The sequence below is a fragment of the Hoeflea sp. CAU 1731 genome, assembly GCF_039888615.1.
In the GTDB taxonomy this organism is placed as follows: Bacteria; Pseudomonadota; Alphaproteobacteria; order Rhizobiales; family Rhizobiaceae; genus Flavimaribacter.
The window spans coordinates 238,501-256,817 of the sequence record NZ_JBDQQS010000004.1 but is presented as its reverse complement, the minus strand read 5'-3'; the positions used below and the strand labels follow the sequence as shown (position 1 = coordinate 256,817).

15 protein-coding genes are annotated in these 18,317 nt (G+C 61.1%); 5 read left to right on the top strand and 10 right to left on the bottom strand.

The features are described 5' to 3' along the window. Positions 1–121 precede the first annotated feature (121 nt). From AAFN47_RS09240 to AAFN47_RS09205, 8 genes are all read right to left on the bottom strand, one after another. Positions 122–1,693 (bottom strand): ABC transporter substrate-binding protein, encoded by a 1,572-nt coding sequence (locus AAFN47_RS09240; protein ID WP_499808999.1) that lies wholly within the window; start codon positions 1,691–1,693, stop codon positions 122–124. 19 nt (positions 1,694–1,712) lie between these two features. Then, a complete protein-coding gene (locus tag AAFN47_RS09235; RefSeq protein WP_499808924.1) occupies positions 1,713–2,807 on the bottom strand; it encodes an S-methyl thiohydantoin desulfurase family protein in 1,095 nt (364 codons plus the stop codon). Further along, positions 2,804–3,904: an S-methyl thiohydantoin desulfurase family protein gene (locus AAFN47_RS09230; protein ID WP_499808923.1), complete on the bottom strand. Its 1,101-nt coding sequence runs from the start codon at positions 3,902–3,904 to the stop codon at positions 2,804–2,806. Before AAFN47_RS09230 ends, AAFN47_RS09235 begins: the two co-directional genes overlap by 4 nt. 13 nt (positions 3,905–3,917) lie before the next feature. Continuing rightward, entirely contained in the window at positions 3,918–5,477 is a 1,560-nt protein-coding gene (locus tag AAFN47_RS09225) for a hydantoinase/oxoprolinase N-terminal domain-containing protein (protein ID WP_499808922.1), read from the bottom strand. 26 nt (positions 5,478–5,503) lie between these two features. Next, complete coding sequence (locus tag AAFN47_RS09220; RefSeq protein WP_499808921.1) at positions 5,504–7,183, bottom strand: dipeptide ABC transporter ATP-binding protein; 1,680 nt, start codon at positions 7,181–7,183, stop codon at positions 5,504–5,506. Positions 7,184–7,186: 3 nt separating this feature from the next. Next, positions 7,187–8,062 (bottom strand): ABC transporter permease, encoded by an 876-nt coding sequence (locus tag AAFN47_RS09215; RefSeq protein ID WP_499808920.1) that lies wholly within the window; start codon positions 8,060–8,062, stop codon positions 7,187–7,189. Further along, a complete protein-coding gene (locus AAFN47_RS09210) occupies positions 8,059–9,090 on the bottom strand; it encodes an ABC transporter permease (protein ID WP_499808919.1) in 1,032 nt (343 codons plus the stop codon). Before AAFN47_RS09210 ends, AAFN47_RS09215 begins: the two co-directional genes overlap by 4 nt. Positions 9,091–9,238: 148 nt before the next feature. Beyond that, entirely contained in the window at positions 9,239–11,134 is a 1,896-nt protein-coding gene (locus AAFN47_RS09205; RefSeq protein ID WP_499808918.1) for a helix-turn-helix transcriptional regulator, read from the bottom strand. A 147-nt stretch (positions 11,135–11,281) separates the two neighbouring features. Between AAFN47_RS09205 and AAFN47_RS09200 the strand changes: the two genes are divergently transcribed. Both AAFN47_RS09200 and AAFN47_RS09195 read left to right on the top strand, forming a co-directional pair. Then, positions 11,282–13,081: an OmpA family protein gene (locus AAFN47_RS09200; protein WP_499808917.1), complete on the top strand. Its 1,800-nt coding sequence runs from the start codon at positions 11,282–11,284 to the stop codon at positions 13,079–13,081. Between the two features lie 158 nt (positions 13,082–13,239). Next, a complete protein-coding gene (locus tag AAFN47_RS09195) occupies positions 13,240–13,719 on the top strand; it encodes a Crp/Fnr family transcriptional regulator (RefSeq protein ID WP_499808916.1) in 480 nt (159 codons plus the stop codon). Here AAFN47_RS09195 and AAFN47_RS09190 read toward each other — a convergent pair. After that, on the bottom strand, positions 13,685–14,491 hold the full coding sequence (locus tag AAFN47_RS09190) for a metallophosphoesterase family protein (RefSeq protein WP_499808915.1): 807 nt from the start codon (positions 14,489–14,491) through the stop codon (positions 13,685–13,687). The genes AAFN47_RS09195 and AAFN47_RS09190 overlap by 35 nt on opposite strands. A 202-nt stretch (positions 14,492–14,693) precedes the next feature. Here AAFN47_RS09190 and AAFN47_RS09185 point away from each other — a divergent pair, with 202 nt between their 5' ends. The 3 genes from AAFN47_RS09185 to AAFN47_RS09175 are packed head-to-tail and all read left to right on the top strand — an operon-like array spanning position 14,694 to position 16,608. Beyond that, positions 14,694–15,056, top strand: coding sequence for a protease inhibitor I42 family protein (locus AAFN47_RS09185; protein WP_499808914.1), 363 nt, complete (start codon positions 14,694–14,696; stop codon positions 15,054–15,056). 43 nt (positions 15,057–15,099) lie between these two features. Then, the gene (gene curA / locus AAFN47_RS09180; RefSeq protein ID WP_499808913.1) at positions 15,100–16,161 is read left to right on the top strand and encodes an NADPH-dependent curcumin/dihydrocurcumin reductase; all 1,062 of its coding nucleotides are present in this window, start codon (positions 15,100–15,102) and stop codon (positions 16,159–16,161) included. Between the two features lie 9 nt (positions 16,162–16,170). Further along, complete coding sequence (locus tag AAFN47_RS09175; protein WP_499808912.1) at positions 16,171–16,608, top strand: acyl-CoA thioesterase; 438 nt, start codon at positions 16,171–16,173, stop codon at positions 16,606–16,608. 36 nt (positions 16,609–16,644) lie between these two features. Here the strand turns inward: AAFN47_RS09175 and AAFN47_RS09170 are convergent, their stop codons facing one another. After that, positions 16,645–17,997 (bottom strand): hypothetical protein, encoded by a 1,353-nt coding sequence (locus tag AAFN47_RS09170; RefSeq protein ID WP_499808911.1) that lies wholly within the window; start codon positions 17,995–17,997, stop codon positions 16,645–16,647. Positions 17,998–18,317 lie beyond the last annotated feature (320 nt).

The window sequence follows — 18,317 nt, the reverse complement described above, 5'->3', positions numbered from 1 at the left end:
CCAGCCATGGCGCTGGTGACAATTGCAGCGCCAAGAAAAAACCCCCGTCCGAGCGAACGGGGGCGCAGTTGCCGGGCGTCAGGGAGATAACGCCCGGAGGGAACCCTTTGCAGGAAAGTCCTTATTCGTCGCAGTTCCACCAGAAGCGGGAGAAGTCGGTGTCCCAGCTCTGCATCGGAACCCAGGCGTAGCCCTGCAGGCACTTGTTGGCCGCGAAGCGCTTCGTCTGGGTCAGCAGGAAGACGTCCGACTGGCGGTCGTAGAGCTTCTGCTGGATTTCCTTGTAGAGCATGTTCTGTTCGGCGATGTCCGTCGTCTGGCGCGACTTGTCGATCAGCGCGTCGATCTCGGGATCCATCACCCATTCCATCGACGACCAGGTTCCCTTGGCGCGGGAATGGTACTGGACGTAGAAGACGGAATCCGGCGACGGGTAGGTCGGACCGTAGAAGACCTGGGTCGCATTCGGCGTCGTCTCGACGGAGGCGGCGAGTTCGGTGATGCGGTTCCAGGGCTCGGGCTGCAGTTCCACCTCGAAGCCGATCATTTCCAGCGCCGACTTGAACAGCAGGCCGATCTCTTCCTCGAAGGCCGTCTTGGCGACGTAGCTGTGAACGATCTTGATCGGCTCTGAGCCTGCGTATTTCGACTTCGCGACCTCTTCCTTGGCCTTTTCGAGGTCGAATTCCGTGTCGGGCAGGCTGTCGAGATAGGCGTCGGCGAAGACAGGCGCCAGCGGCCCGTTCAACTGACCGCCCGGATAGATGACGTCCCGGATTGTGTCGTAGTCCATCGCATAAGAGATGGCGCGGCGGATATGCACGTCGTCGGTCGGCGGGGTCTGGTTGTTCAGCTTGATGTAGAAGCCGGTCGCCGTATCGGCGGCGATGATCTTGTAGTTCGGCAGTTTGGAGATCGCCTCATAGGTCTCGTTTCCCTGATATTGCGAGGACATGCCGAGCTCGCCCTTGGTGGCGAGCGCCTTGACGGTCGCCTCGTCTCGGGTGACCACGAAGCGCAGATCGTCGATCGGCTTCTCGTTCGGCCAACCGGCGTGATAGCCGTCGTAGCGGCTCAGCATCATCTGTGCGCCGCGCGTCCAGTTGTCGAGCTTGTAAGGCCCGGCGCCGGCGGAATTGTCGCCGAGATATGTTTCGGCCCATTCGCCATCCTGCTCGGCCAGCAGATCCGAATTGACGACGAGGATCAGCGGCGTGTTGGTGAGGAACGGCGAATAAACCTTGTTGAGCGTGATTTCGACCGTCATGTCGTCGATCGCCTTGACGGCGTCGGCGGCGATCAGGTCTGCGAACAGATAGGACGGGCCTTCATTGAGCGCGAGCAGGCGCTTCATCGTGTAGACGACGTCCTTGGCCTCGACCGGACTGCCGTCCTGGAAAGTCGCGCCTTCTTTCAGCTTGAAAGTGTAGGTCTTGCTGTCGTCGGAGACTTCCCAGCTTTCGGCGAGTTGCGGGACGACCTGCCCTTCCGGGCTCACCGTCGTCAGACCATCATAGAGGTTCACCGCCGCCATGTATTCCGTGTAGTCATTGATCTTGGCCGGATCGATGGTGCCGAAAATCTGCACCGTATTGACGACAAGCGACACCTTGTCCTGAGCGACCGCCGGCGCGGTCAGGGCCGTAGACGCCGCAATCGCTGCGGCGCAGGCCAATCCAAGTCCCAGTTTCATCATTTCCGTTCTCCTTTTCTCAGTTTCCGTTTGGCAATTCTTCAAGTGGAACGTAGGTCTGCGCGTAGCCGAAATAGCCGGGACCAACGAGATCGACGCCCGCCTCGGACCGCCATTTCGGATCGCAAGGCAGGCCGATCAACGTCACGGCGAGACCGAAGCGCAATTGCTCCGTCGTCACCGGCAAGCCGCCATCGGCGTCGAGCGCGCAGATCAGATCCGGCGTCACGGCAAGCATTTCGTCGCGATCGTTGAGCGCGATGAGAAATTCGTTCTGGAAATGGACCTTGAAGGTGCTGCCCTCATCCTGGTCCATGCCTTTCAGCGTCGCCGTGCCGCGGGCGAACCCGCCTTCGGTGCGCCGTTCGATATCGACGACGCGGCCGGTCATCAGGCGCTTTCCGTCAAGACGCCTGATCAGCGCTTCCGCCGGGTTGCGGCGGCTGGCCTTTTCCGAGGCGATCGTCTGGCCGACCTCCCGGATCAGCGACAAGGTGTTGCGCAGAATGCTCTTCTTCACCTCGACGCCACTCATGGGATAGACGGCAACCAGGGCGGATCCGCCCATCTGCACGGTCTGGACGCGCGCCAGCCGTTCAGTCCATACGTTGGAGATGGTATTGAGAACCGAGCTGTTGCCTTTTTCGTCGGCAATCACCATCGGAGTCGCCGAAACGTCCTGCATGGTGAAACTGACCATCTGGATTTCCGGAAAGGCCCGGCCCATGCCGTCGCCGTCGATCAGCGGCAGGCCTGTCGCAGAAGCTACCGCGAAAGGGATCGTGGAGTTGAGGCCGCCGGCCTCGACGCAGATCAACGCATCCGCCTTGCGTCCGAGAAACGCCTCGAGCTGGGCCAGCGCCTCGCGGGCTTCCTTGCCGTTCGGCAGTTTCTCGACCATGACCGTCGGCGCGCCCATCATGCAGACCGGCACGCACAGCGCGTCGTCTGCAACGTCCTCGACGTCGATCACGCTGACCGGCCCGTATTCGGCGATGGCCGCCTGCGCCATCAGCTTTCCGATATAGGGATCGCCTCCCCCGCCGGTTCCCAGAAACGCGCCGCCCGTGGCGATCGCCTCCATGTCTTCTGCATTGATGACAAATCCGCTCATGCCGGAATATCCTTCCTGTTCGTATCCTCCATCGGCCGGTAGGTCAGATGACCCAGTCCAAAGCCTGACGGCCCGACCACCTTGAGCGCTTCCGGAGAGCGGAGGAGCGGATGGCACGGCAGCGCCAGAACGCTGACCCGCTGGCCATATCGCAACATTTCCGTGGAAATCGCCTCGCCCGTATCGTTGTCGAGAATGACGACGAGGTCCGGCACGATGACCTCGACCACACCGTTGCGGGTGAACACGAGGTACTCGTTCTGGATGTCGATTTGCGCCGTATCGCCCTGAAAATCATCGAAACCGTCAAGTACCGCCTCGCCGCGGACGAAACCGCCTTTGAGGTGTCTCTTGAGATCGACGATCTTTCCAGTGAAGACCTGCTTGCCGTGCTCAAAAGCGCAGATCGCCTGCACGGGATCCTCGTTGCGCTTCTGGGCGGAGCGAACTGTGCGTCCGAGCGAAATCGCCTTGGTGTAGGAATCCGGTATGGCGAACCGCTTCACGAAAATGCCGTCCATCGGCGCGCTCGCCAGTGTTGACGAACCGCCCTGCGCCACCACGCAGGCGCGCGCCATCTTTTCGTGCCAAAGCTCCGAAACCGCGTGATCGAAAGTCACGACATTGCCGTGGCAATCGCACATGACGCTGGGCGTGCTGCAATGGCCGTAGATGGAATAGGTCGTCATCTGCATTTCCGGAAAGGCCCGCCCCATGCCGTCGCAGTCTACGACCGGCAGTCCGGCGAGCGCCGCGATGATCAGCGGCTCCATGCTGTTCTGTCCGCCGATCTCCTCGCAGGCGATGGCGTCGATCCTGAAGCCGAAGCGCTCCTCGAGCGCGCGCACGCAGCGCAGGCCTTCACGGCCCTCCTTGATGCGCTCATGCGAGACGAGCGGCGCGCCGATGCCGCCGAGCGAAACCACCTTGGCGTCATCCGGAAGAGCCTGCAGCGGCAGGATCCGCATCTGGCGACCTTCCCGCAGAACCTGTTTCGCGCGCAGCTTGCCGATATAGGGATTGCCGCCGCCGCCGGTGCCGAGGATCGCCGAACCGATTTCCAGCGCGTCGATATCCTCTTCGGTGACGACTCGCATTTCGGACTGCCTGCTAAGCATCGAGCCCCCCCATTTCGCCGACCACCTTGACGTGAATGCGCGTGGCGTTGCCGGGAAGATAGGCGAGCGGCACGTCTTCGCGTTCGATCGTCTCGATGGTCTCGGCGACAGCGCCTGACTCGACGGCCTTCTTTGTCGCCTCCTCCTCGGCCTGTTTGAGGCAGATGTCGCGAGTCAGGCCGTTTTCCAGCGAGTAGATGCGATCCACTTCGCCGCTGATTTGCGCGATCGCGGCGCCCACTGCATTGGCGACCGCGAAGTTCTCCGGCCGGATGACCTGGAGATCGCCGAGCTGGTCAGGCATCAGGATCGACCCGCCGCCCACGGCAATGACCGGAATGGGCTCCGGAGAAATCCGGCTGCGCTCGACGGCGCGCTCCAGCATTCCTGTCATTGCCGCGCGGGCGCCATCCAGTGTGGCTGCTTCGATACTGGCGACAGCGGCGCGATCGCCGAAATCGGCCTCGCCCCTGGCGATTGCGATATCGGTCGCAGTCAACGTGTCGCCGCCGAAAACGAGCGCTTCGCTTGTGATCCGGTAGCCCACGGATTGCGGGCCGACGGTGATGTCGCCGTCTGCGTTCTTGCGTACGAGCGAACCACCGCCGAGGCCGATTGAGAACACATCCGGCATGCGGAAATTCGTCCGCACGCCGCCGATGTCGACGACGGTCGCCGCCTGGCGCGGAAAGCCGTGCTGGAGCGCGCCTACGTCGGTGGTGGTGCCGCCAATGTCAACGACGATGCCGTCACGCTCGCCGGTCAGGAACGCCGCGCCGCGCATGGAATTGGTCGGGCCTGAGGCGAATGTCAAAACCGGGAAACGTCGCACCATGTCGGCCGCCATCAGCGTGCCGTCGTTCTGGGTGATATAGAAGGGACAGGTCAGACCCGCCGATTTCAGCGCTTCGGCGAAGGCTTCGACGGTGCGGTCGCTGAGCGCCAACAGACTGGCGTTCATGATCGCCGCGCTTTCGCGCTCCAGAAGACCGATGCGGCCGATATCGCTGGAAAGAACGACCGAAACATCGGGGCTTTTCTGCAGCAGCCGGTCGCGCGCAGCCGTTTCCATCGCCTGGTTGATCGGGCTGAAGACGGAGCTGATGGCCGCGACCTTGATCTTGCGGGTATTGATGTCGTCGCCGATACGGTCGATCTCTGCCTCGTCCAGCGGAGCGATCTCGCGACCGTCGAACTCGTATCCGCCGCGCACCAGATAACCGTGATTGCCAACCGCCTCGCGCAGATCGTCCGGCCAGTCGACCATGGGTGGCAGACACGCGGTCGCCGGCAGCCCGAGACGAATGGCGGCGACCGGGTTGATGTGCTTGCGCTCGATGACCGCGTTCGTGAAATGGGTCGTGCCGATCATCACATTGCCGATGTCGGCGCGATCGACGCCGGCCTTGTCGATGGCGCCTTCCAGCGCATCCAGCACGCCGGTGGTCACGTCCTGCGTCGTCGACGCCTTGAAGCCCGACAGGACCTGGCGACCTCGCATGATCACCGCATCGGTATTCGTTCCGCCAACATCGATCCCTAATCTAAGCACGCTTCTCTCCTGTGTAGGCAACCGGTTCAGGTCACGGCATCGGCAAGATACCGCTGCTGGTCTTCCCGGCTTGTCTTGGGTTTCAAATTGTCTTCCGCATCGCTCATCACCGGAACGGCGGCGATCAGCGCGCGGGTGTATGGGTGTTGCGGATCGCCAAACACCGTGCGGGGTTCGCCCGCCTCGACGATTTCGCCCTTCAGCATGATGGCGATCTGGCTGCAAAAATTGCGCATCAGCGAAAGGTCATGGGAAATGAACAGGAAGGTCAGGCCGAGTTCGTCGCGCAGCCTGTGCAAGAGATCGATGACGTTCTTCTGCACCGACACGTCAAGCGCGGACGTCGGCTCGTCGAGCACCAGAATTTCCGGATCGGCCGCAAGCGCTCGCGCGATCGCCACGCGCTGTTTCTGACCGCCCGACAATTCATGCGGATACTTCGACGTGAAATGCGCCGGTAGCTCCACCTGCGCCAGCAGCTTTTCGATCCGTTCGTTGAGCGCGCCGCGCCTGGCGCCCGAAAACTGCAGCGGCACGGTGAGCGTCTGCCCGACGGTTCGCTTGGGATTGAGCGACGTGCCCGGGTTCTGGTAGACGATCTGGATCTTGCGTCGGAAGGCGCTGTCGCGACCGGCCTGCGAGACATCGCGCCCGTCAACGACGATCCGTCCGCTGCTCGGCCGGATCAGCCCCATGATCATGCGGGCGACGGTCGTCTTGCCGGAACCGGATTCTCCGGCGAGGCCGAAGATCTCGCCGCGGCGGATCTTCAGGGACACGTCGCGGACGGCCGTGTGTCCGGCGCCGCGGGTAAACAGGAACTTCTCCTCGAACACCTTGGTGACGGCCGAGAGTTCAACGACGGTTTCCGCTTCGACCGGCTTTTGATCCACGACCTTCGGGCCGTAGAGCGGCGGGATCGCAGCGATCAATTGCTTCGTGTAGGCCTGCTGCGGCGTCTGGAAGATGGTGGCGAGCGTGCCGTGTTCGACGATCTCGCCCTTGCGCATGACGTAGATGTCGTCGGCCATCTTGCGCACGACGCCGAGATTATGCGTGATCATGAGCAGCGTCAGCCCGTTGTCGGAGACCAGCCGGTTGATCAGCTTCATGATCTCGTCCTGGGTCGTCACGTCAAGGGCGGTGCCTGGTTCGTCAGCGATCAGAAGTTTCGGCTGATGGAGCAGCGCAAGCGCGATGAGAACGCGTTGCCGCATGCCTCCGGAAAGCTGCGAGGGATAGGCGCGGCAGACGCGCTCGGGATCGGCGAGCTGCACCTGGCGCAACACTGTGTGGATACGCTGGCGGCGATCGGCGGCGTCTGATTTCTCGCCGAGGCGACGGTCCGCGAAATAGATCACGTCGTCGAGATGCCGGCCGATGCGGAACACCGGATTGAACGAGCTCAACGGATCCTGCATGATGATCGAGAAGGCCGTGCCCTTCAGCGCGTCGCGCTTGCTCTGGGGAAGATGCAGCAGGTCATCGCCGGCAAAGCGGATCGAACCGCCCTCGACCGTCGCGTTGTCCGGCAGGGTTCCGAGCACGGCCTTGCTGGTCACGGATTTTCCCGAGCCCGTCTCGCCGATCAAGGCTACGCGTCCGCCTACAGGCACTTCGAGCGAGACATTTTTCAGAATGTGGCTGCGGTAGCCGTAGGTCATGAAGGAGACATCGAGATCCTTGATCTGAAGCAGAGCGCTCATGGTTCAGACTTCCACGTCGAACATGTCGCGCAGGCCGTCGCCCAGCAGATTGAAGCCGAGGGTTGCGTAGAAGATCGCAAAGCCCGGCCCGAGCACGCCCCACCACATTTCCGGCAGGAATTGCCGGCCGTCGGCGACCATGGTGCCGAGATCCGGAGTCGGGGGCTTCACACCAAGGCCGAGGAAGGAGAGCGTCGCGCCGAACAGGATGACGAAGGCGGCGTCCAGCGTGGTCTTGACGGAAATCACCGAAACGCAGTTCGGCAGGATTTCGCGCGTGAGGATATGCCAGTGACTGGCGCCGGCAAGCCGGGCCGCCTCGATGTAGTCTTCCGCGGCGATCGATTTGGAAACGCGGTAAACGAGCCGCGCATGCCAGGTCCACCAGAGGAAGGTGATGGCGAGCATCGCATTGACGAGATTGGGCTCGAGCACATTGCCGATGGCGAGCGCCATGACCAGCGGCGGAATGGCCAGCATCACGTTGGTGAAGCCGGAAATGATCTTCTCGACGGCGCCGCTGAAAAAGCCAGCGAGCATGCCGAGCACCGCCCCGACCGGAACGGCGACGCCGAGCACGCCGATCACAAGCAGCAGCGAGACGCGAAAACCGAATATCACGCGTGTGAGGATATCGCGGCCGACCTTGTCAGTACCCATCCAGTGCGCCCAGTCAGGCGCCATATGCCGGGACCGGAAATCGACCTTCGCCCCGACGTCGTCCGGATAGGGGGCGATCAGCGGCGCGAATATGGCGAGCAGGATCACGGAGATGACCATGAGTGCGCCGATGAGCGCCGCCGGATTGCGGCTGAACCTGTACCAGGCCATGTAGCCGGCGCTGAGGGCCTTTGGCTCGCTTTCGGCGACAGCGCTCATACTCCGGCCTCCTTGAAACGCAGCCGCGGGTCGATCACCATCAGCGCGATATCGATGACCAGATTGGCGATCACGAAGAACAGGCCCGAGACGAGCACCACGGCCATGACGGCGTTGAGGTCTTTCTGCAGGATCGCCTCGAGCCCGTAGGACGCGAAACCGCCCCAGGAAAACACCATCTCGACGACGAAGGCGTTGCCGATGAGCGACGCGAATTCGAGCCCCATGATCGTGAGCGGCGCAATCGAGGACAGCTTGAGCAGGTAGCGGAAGATGATCACGCGTTCCGGCACGCCGAAGGATTTGAGCGTGAGCACATGATCGCGGCGCTGATGCTCTATCATCGCCGAGCGGGTGATGCGCGTGATCTGGCCGATGCCGGCCATGGCGAGCGCAAGCGCCGGAAACGCCAGATGTTTCAGGGCGCTTCCCAGAACGTCCCAGCGTCCGTGGAGGATCGAATCCACGACCAGCAGTCCGGTTGGCCCTGCAGGGATGTCCAGCGAATAGTTGATGCGGCCGATCACGGGCCAGTCTGGCATGAAGCTCGCGGCGACAAGCTGAAGCAAAATGGCAAAGAGGAAACTCGGCATGGTGACGCCGACGATTGAGAAGAAGCGGCCGACATTATCGATCCAGCTGTTGCGATGGCGCGCCGTCATTACGCCGAGCGGTATCGAGATGACGACGATGAGGAAGACCGTCGCGATTACCAGTTCGAGCGTTGCAGGCAGCAGACTGGCGATTTCGTGGCTGACCTGGCGGCCCGATATCAGCGATTTTCCGAAATCGCCGCGCACGCCGTGCGTGACGTAATCCATGTATTGCTGAACCAGCGGCTTATCGAGACCCATTTCCTGGCGCATGGCGTCGACCTGCTCCTGGGTGGCGCTGGGTCCGAGCGCGATGCGCGCCGGGTCGCCGGGAACGATCCTTGCAAGCGCGAATATGATGATGGAAAGCACGAGCATCACGCCGGCGAAACCGACGAGGCGTCTGGCAAGCAACAAGATGCGATTCGACAGCATGTTGATGTCGGTTCCCCGTTTGCACGGCGGCCCGGTCTTGGTTGCACAGGTCCGCCGTCCTCTCATGATCGGCGAAAAGTTCGCGGTTTCACAACCGGCTAATAGTATAGGTTTTGAAGATATTGGTATAGGTCTTAGGCGGTATGCGTCACGCGACCCAATTCAGGGCGCGGGCGGCCGCGACGGCTTCCGCGCGCCGGCGACACCCGATCTTGCGGTAGATATTCGACAGGTGAAACTTGACCGTCACCTCCGACAACCGCATCTGGCGCGCCACAAACTTGTTGGACCCGCCCTCCGCGACCAGCGTCAGAACCCGCTTCTCCTGCCGGGTCAGGCCAGGCATGTCGCGCTGCGACGTCGCGTGGAAATGATCCAGCTTGCGCAAGTAACTGGCCGTTCCGGGCGTGGACAGGACAAAATCCGCGATGCGCCTGTCATCACGCAGCCTGTCGATAAGAGCCCGTTCTCCGACGAGATGAGTGAGCGCGCCTGAACGCATCGAGTCCTCCAGCGCCCGCGTGAACTGTTGTCGCGCACGGGTGAGGCTGCGCTGCGATCGCGCGACATAGGCGTCCCATATCATCTGGACCGCGCGCTGGCGCCCGTTCAGATTGGGATTGTTGAGAAACGCCTCGATCTGGCGCGCGCGCATGTCCCCGTCCGCGCCCTGATGGATGAGGTGTTTCAGCCACGCCATCGCGATGCAGATTTCACGGCTGTCATCTAGCCGCGACAGCGCCTCCTCTGCAGACTCCACCCAGGTGCGATTGATCCTGGCCTGCACGGTGTTGAGCAGGTCCGCCGCCTCCTGCCAACGATTGTGGTTCTGCAGAATATCGATCTGCCGAAAGGTGATAACGTCGTGAAAACGATGCGACCGCCATTCCTGGACGCGCCATTTCTCTAGAAACGCGCGCGCCGCCGCAACACCCAACTCGCCACTGATGGCGAGACTTCCGTAATAGAGCGCCAGTTCGACGATGGTTGGCCACAACTCGCCATAGGCGAACTTGTCGAACTCGCTGTTGAGATAGGCGACGAGCCCTTCCGCGTCACCCTTCTCATAGGCGGTAATCGCCTTCAACAGGTCGAGCAATCGCCGATCTGTCGGAGAATCGAATGCAACTCGCCCGAGGGCGCTTTCAGCCGCATGCACCGCCACGTCGGCGTCCGGCACGGAGCCCCGGATGAGCGCCAGCACGCCGCGATGGAACTCGATGTAGAACACCATGAGGTGCGCGTCGGCGAGCCTGTAGTGATAGGCGGCGCGATTGGCGATCTCCTCCGCCGTGCCCAGTTGCTGTTGCTGCATGCACAGTTCCAGCATTGTGTTGTAGATGGCGCCGCGATTGAGATGGTCTTCGAGCGAGAATTCACCCAGCAGGTCGAACATGCATTGCTGGATGCGCTTCGAATAGGCCACGTCTTCATAAAGGCCCATCAACAGGCGAAACGACCGGAACTCCAGCGAATAGCGGTCCGGGCTCGTGACGACGCGTTCGATGTCGATGGCTTCCGGGCCCCGGAACTCGCGCAGAATGTGACGCGCCCTGTTGACGCTGCCTGACTTCAGGGCGTGCATCGCCGAACACAAAACAACAGTCGAGTTTTCGCGGCGCACGTCATCCGGGAAACCGTCCAGAATACGCCCACAGGCGTCCTGGCCATGATAATGCATGAAGAAAATACCGCCCTGCTCGCGAAACCATACAAGCGCGTCTTCCAGCATTCCGGCTTTCAGGGCCGCCAGTATGGCCGGCGCAACCTCGCCCCGCGCATAAAGCGTCGCCGGCGGTAACGAAACCTGATCGTCCGCGGCCGAATCCAGCAATTGCCTGAATGCGCGGCGCATGTCCTGCGACGCAAAGCGTATGCGATCGGTTTCCGCATCATGCACGATCGCGCCCGGAAAGGTGGCCAGGAGACTGCGGATTCCGGCTTCAGACCGGCAATCCAGACCGTTTTCCGTCAACGCCATTGCATCCAGCAAATCGCGCTCAGCGCGCGGAATTCGCCGGATCAGATCGGCGGCGATCGTCATTAATGCAGGGTTCATGCAGCGTAGTGTTTAGTGATCGGCCGGAAACGTCAATGATCGGAACCAAGACCGGCCATGATCGTTTCGGATACTGAGATAATCAGCCCGCCGCAAGCGGACGGGCATAACAAGACTCACGAGGAAATTCAGATGTTACGCAGCTTGCTCAACGCCACAACCGCACTGACCATTGTCGTCGGCCAGGCGACGACGCCTGCAACGGCTGTCGCGGTCACCGGGGCGACGGTGTTCGCAGCCACTCAAGCGAGCGCACAGACGATGGGTGAAGCAAAACAGCGGCTTGATCAGGCGCGCCGCAACTTCGAGCGCGCCCGCGCCACCGGAGAAGGCTTGGAAGAAGCCAAGCACGAGCTCGACGCCGCCCGCGCCGCCATGGCTGGCGCCATCGGTGAGCGGCGGGACAACCGTCGGGAACAGGCGAACAACCGCCAGCAACAGAGACCGAAGCCGCAGGACGCGGCTGAAAACAAGCGACCGGAGCCGGCGCAGGATGCGCAAGGCGACAAGCGCGCGGGGGAAAATCCGGAAAATCGCCCGCAACGCGCCGAACGCCCGGAGCGTCCGGAACGGCCAGTCGAACACGCGGCCCCCAAACCTGAGCCGAAGCCGGTAGAAGAAGCCGCTCCGAAGCCGGAGCCCAAGCCCGAAGGTATGGAAACGGCTGCTCCCGAACCAAAGGAAAAACCCGCCACGACGGCTGACCAGCCAAGAAGGAATAAAAGCAATGAAGCTGGTCAGCGTCAGCGGGGCGATCAGGATCGCCAGAACGCGGTAACCAACCGCAGCGAACCGCGCGACGCCGTGACTGAAGAGCCGCGTCGCAGACCGCCTGAAAAACGGCAAGCGGCGCCGCGTCCCCAACCGGACGCTCCCAAGCCGAAGCCAATTGCGGAAGCGCCCGTCGAACAGCAGATCGAGGCAGCAGAAGAGCGTCCGGTCGCCGTCGTTCCGGAAAACATCACAGAGCGTCAACGCGATCGCCTGCGCCGGGCCGAGCAGGATAGGCGCGAGGATGCAAAACGCAATCGTGAAGCACTGATCGGCGCCGCCGCCGCAGGCATCGCCGTCGGCGTGCTGGCCCCTGCACTCGGCGGACGCGTTGTGGAAGACGAAGGCGACCGTTTCGTCGTTGAACGCGACGGCCGCTATTATGTTCGCAAGGACGAAAGCGCGCTCTTCCGCCATGACAGCAGGGACGTCGAATACGAACGGATGCGCAACGGCATGACGCGGGAAATCATTACCCGCCACAACGGCGTTCAGATCATTACGGTGCGTGATCCCGGCGGATATGTGCTGCGCCGCGTGAAGGTGTTTCCGAATGGCGAGCAGGTGGTCATGTTCGACACCCGCGACGACCGCCAGAGACCCGTCAATTACGACCGGCAGCTTCCGCCGCTCCAGATCACCATTCCCTACGACCAGTATGTCGTGGAAAGCGGCGGCTACGGCCGTCGCCAGCTGGCCGACGTATGGTCGGCGCCTCCGGTCGCGGAAGTTACCCATGACTACACGCTGCGCGACATTCGCGAGAACGAACGCGTTCGCGCCATGGTTCGGCGGGTCGATCTCGATTCGGTCAATTTCGCCTCCGGGAGCGCCTATGTCGGGCCGTCACAGGTTCCGTATCTCGCCGACATCGCCGGCGGCATGCTCGACGTCATCGACCGCGACCCGAATGCGCTGTTCCTGGTAGAAGGACACACGGACGCCGTGGGCACGGACATTTACAATCTGACCCTGTCCGACCGTCGCGCTGAAACCGTTGCCCAGATACTGGTGGAAGCCTACGACGTGCCGCCGGAAAATCTCGTCATTCAGGGTTATGGCGAGCAGTATCTCAAGATCGACACGCCGTATGACGAATGGCGCAATCGCCGAGTAACCATCCGAAACATCACGCCGCTGCTGGATCAGCGTTCCGGATAATCCGGATGTGACGAGCAGAATGTTTGGGGCGGCCCGGAAGCGGGTCGCCCTTTTTCGTGCGGATGACAGGTTAATTTGCAAAACCGGACAGATATGTGTTTGAGTTGCGATGAAGCCGCATCGCAATTCATTGAGGCGGCCAGAATATTCGTGAGTCCATGTCGTCCATACTGCGATATTTCAGCGACCGGGAACCGGCGCCGTTGACCGAAGGCGAAATCATCATGACGGAAGGCGGTCGCTCGGATCGCCTTTTCGTGCTTGCCGAAGGCGCTCTCGAGGTTTACCGGGGCGACGTTTCGATCGCGATGGTGACCGAACCCGGTTCGGTCTTCGGGGAAATGTCGATCCTGCTCGACGTCGATCACACCGCCAATGTGCGGGCGGCGACCGACGCGAAGGTGTATATCGTGGATGGCGCGCGGCGCTTTCTCGAAGAAAACCCCGTCCTGCTCTTGCCTATCGCGCGCATACTTGCGCTCCGACTTAACAATTCCACCGCCTACCTGGTCGATCTCAAGCGACAGTTTCAGGAATACAAGGACCATTTCGGCATGGTCGACGAAGTGCTTGAATCACTCGCGCACGAACAGGACGACCAGTTCACGTCAGATGACGAGCTTCCAGACGACCCATAGAAATGACCCAGTCGGGCACATCTTCTGATATTTCGAGCGCATCCGTAATCGGCTGGTTGATATTGGCGCTGTGCGTTCCCGCCTGACCGCGCCAATAGACCTGCGACGATTCCGTATCCAGAAGGATGTAGGACGGCAGGGCGCCTAACTGGTGTCCGGCGTTGAAGACGACCGTCTTTCCGATACGGTCGATCCAGGATCCCTTTTCGACGAATGGCGCCTGGTGAACGTGACCGCAGAAAACGAGATCCGGCTGCCAGGTTTCGATCCAGCAACGCAAATCCTGATCGCCGAAAGAGCGTTTGCCGTTCCAGCTTGTCGGAGACCCAGCCGGCGGAGCGTGATGGACCCAGACCCAGCGATCGAGCCGCATGGCGCTTGCCTCGTCAAGCTGTTCCTCGATCAGTTTCCTGCCCGCTTCGCCTTCCCCCCACAGGCACATGCTAAAGAGGATATCGTCGATGAGGATCGAATCGCCATCGGTGTGGATGTTGTACAGACGCATCCTGTCGACCCACTTCGAACACAGCTCTCCGGCCGCGTTTCGCTTGTCGAGATCATGATTGCCGGAACAGATCAGTAGAGGCGCCTTTTCACGAATGCGCCGGAAGTATTTCTGAACGACAACCGCCTGCGCCTTGCGGTCGATGTAGAGCGATATTTCCAGGAAATCTCCGGCCAGAACGACCAGATCCACATGCTCGGCCGCGGATAGAACGAAGTCGTATTTTTTCAGATTGTAATGCAGATCCGAAACAATAAGACACTTCATGAAAAAAATCCGGAATCGAATGGCAGCAAACTATCGAGGTGAGGCGCTTCGGACAAGCGGCGCGGACAGGAATTCGGAAAATCCAATGATTTCATGGCGCAAATCCACAAGAGTTGAATCGTTTTGCCAGCGGATTGAATCAGTTTGTGAGGTCAACAAGCGCCTTTCCGGTTCCTGCCGGTTGCTGTAGGGAAGATGCATTATGAGGATTCACGCCGCCATCGCCGCAATGCTGTTTTCCGTCTCGCCGGCGACGGCCGAGACGATCGATGCGGTCGTGGGCGCCACGCTTACCCTTCGTCTCGACGGCACCCCCTCTACCGGCTACACATGGCGCCTCGTCGAAGATCAAAGCAGCGGCCTCGATCATCTTGAATTGAAGGAGCTCGGATGGGCTCCCGCCGAAGAAGCAAGCGCAAAGGTGGGCGCGCCTCAGGTCCTGTCGATCGAGGTCACGCCGCTTTCGACCGGCGACGCCAAACTCGTCTACGGCTATTTGCGTCCCTGGGAAGACGTTCCACCTGCGGAGACGCAGGATTTCGAGATTACGATAAAAGACAAATGAAGCGGGGCCGGAGCTGTCCGGCCAGCAATCAGGAGGAAAGATGATGAGCAATGACACAATGAAACGGATCGTGCTTGCTTCGCGGCCGGACGGATCACCTACGCCGGACAATTTCCGGCTTGAGGAATTGCCGATGCCGGTCCCCGGTCCCGGCGAGATTCTGGTCCGCACCATCTGGCTTTCTCTCGACCCCTACATGCGCGGTCGCATGGACGCCGGTCCATCCTACGCCGCGCCGGTCGAAATCGGCGCGACCATGGAAGGCGGCTGCGTCGGTCAGGTCATCGAATCCAACAATCCCGATTTTGCGGTGGGCGACTTTGTGGATCATCGCTTCGGCTGGTGCACGCACGGCGTATCCGACGGCAAGGGCCTGCGGAAACTCGATCCGGAGGTTGCGCCCCTGTCGGCCAACCTCGGCGTTCTCGGCATGCCCGGAATGACCGCCTACGCCGGGCTCAACATTCACGGTCGTCCCAAGGAAGGCGAGACACTGGTCGTGGGCGCTGCGACCGGGGCCGTCGGCACAATGGTCGGACAACTCGCCAAGGCGCAGGGGCTGCGCGTCGTGGGTGTCGCAGGCGGAGCGGAAAAATGCGCCTATGCGACCGAGGCGCTGGGCTTTGACGCCTGCCTGGATCACCGCGCCGCTAAAGCACCGCACGACCTGAGAGTGGCGATGGGCGAAGCGTGCCCGGGTGGCGTCGACATCTATTTCGAGAATGTCGGGGGCAAGACGCTGGAAGCCGTGCTTCCGCTCATGAACACGTTCGGCCGGATCCCGATCTGCGGCGTAATTTCCTGGTACAACGCCGGCGGCCTGGGCGAAGGCGCTTCTGAAGGACAAAACCATCTGCCAAGAACCTGGCGGGCGATCCTTGTCAAACGCCTCAGCGTGCGAGGCTTCATCGTCACCGATCACTACGACCAGTTTCCCGAGTTCCTCGATCACGTCGGCCCGATGGTCAGGGATGGCCGCATAAAATACCGCGAAACCATCGCCGAAGGGCTGGAAGCAGCTCCGCAGGCATTGATTTCACTGCTTGAAGGCGGCAACTTCGGCAAGCAGCTCGTTGCCGTCTCCGAAGATCCCACACGGAAGTAACCGCCAGACATGCCGACAGACAAGACGATCCCGCGCGAACGCGGCGCCTATTCAATCTTTACGCCCGTAACATTGCGCTATTCCGATCAGGATCCCAATCAGCATATCAACAATGTCGCGATTACAGCCTATCTGGAATCCGGACGCGTGGGCTTCATGCACAATCTGTTCGGCGATCGCCTGCCTGACCGCAGGATGGTTCTCGCAAGCATGACCGTCGACTATCTGCAGGAGATTCTCTATCCGGACACTGTGGAGGTCGGCGGACGTCTGGCCGACGTGGGCGGCCGCTCGATCACCACCCAATATGCGATCTTCCAGGGCGACAAGTGCTGCGTCGTCTCGCAATCGGTCAACGTGTTCTTCAATCCGGAAACACGCCGCTCAATGGCGCCGCCCGACGACATTCGGCGGTTTCTCGACGAACAGATGGCGGCGCTGACCTGATTGCGCTGTCCGGCGAAAGCGAAGGACAACGGATCTTCAGTCAGCGTCGTCGCCGGAATCTGTCGTTTCTTCCAGACCACAGGCCTCCGGGGTCGTATTGATCCAGAAGTCGGCAAAGCAGCCTTCCCGCCATACGCCTTCGTAGGGCGTGCCGTCATAGTCCGTCAGGATTCCGTGTCCGTGCGGCTTTGCGTCCACCCACTCGCCCTTGTATCGCAAACCGTCGTACCAGGTTATGACGCCATGACCATTGTACATGTTGTCCCTGACTTCGCCCTTGTAGACGCCGCCGTCGACGCTGACATTCACCCCGTGGCCATCCGCCCGACCGTTTTTCCATTCTCCGATGTATTGATCGCCGCTGGGGAATATCCGCAGACCTTTCCCGTGAAATTCGCCGTCGAGGAATTCGCCTTCATAGAAGCCGCCATCCGGCCCGGCATATTTGCCTTGTCCGGTGCGGGCGCCCTCCAGGAATTCGCCATCATAACGATGGCCGTTCGGCCATTCGAGGACGCCATGGCCGTGCCTCTGATTCGCGAGATACTCGCCGCGATAGACAAGGCCATCCCGCTTTTCATATACACCGTAGCCCTCGCGTTCATCATCGACATATCGTCCCGTATATCGCGTGCCATCTGGCCATTCGTAAATGCCGAAGCCGTTGCGCGCGCTGTTGGCGAATGAACCGACATAGCGGGATCCGTCCTTGAAGGTGAACACGCCGAACCCCTCCCGTTTCCCGTCGACATACTCACCTTCGTACCGGTTTCCACTCTTCGCCCAGGTGTAGACGCCGCGACCGTTTCTCTTGCCGTCGGCATGGTCGCCTTCGTAGCGGTCGCCGCTCGGCCAGGTCTTCACACCGTAACCGTGGTAACGTCCGTCGCGAAACCCACCCTCGTAACGCGCGCCGTTCCCGGATATGGAAACACCGTATCCATTTGTAACGCCGTTCTTGAGTTGCCCCTCATAGGAGCCTTCGCGCCACTCGCCTTTGAGACGATACTTGAAGGAAACGCGCCCTGATCCACTGGCTAAGCCGTCAACGCAAGGTCCCTCATAGTTTATCGTCTCCTGCGCCTGGGGATAGGAATTCCTTACCAGGCACGCCTGTCCTTCGGCCATGTGCATTCTGGATTTCGTGGCGGGATGGTCCCGCTTCAGGCGGGCGATCAGATCGTCGTCGACAACGCCTGTTTGCGTGAGTTCCCAATCGCTTTGGTAGAGACGGATTGCGTCCGCAAGCGCCTCACCATCGGCCTCTATCTGCTCGAGATAGCCGAGATTGAACAATAATCGTCTTGCTTCATCAAATGGACTGTTCGGCGTTTCCCCCGACAGGGCCGGGACCGTGAGCGCCAGAACAAGTGTGAGAATGCGGATCATCAACAGGCTCCCCGTCACCGTGGGGAATTAAACGCTCCGCCGCCGTGAAAGCAAGCCTGCCTGTTAGCGATCCCGGCCGATGCAGTGGCCCGCGACCGCCGCTCCGCGACGACGCCACTCGGTCTGCTGAATGCCTGGCAGGGATTGAGGTCTGCAATCATTGCCGATCCTGCTCCCCGAACTGGATGCGCCTGCCGAGTACGAATATCTGCCCATCACTGTCGCATCCTGAATCGCCCGACTTGGTAGCGGTGAACATAGCGATTTCGTCGGGCTCGAATGTGGCAATGTCCACAAATTCAGCATGCGCCGCAAGAATT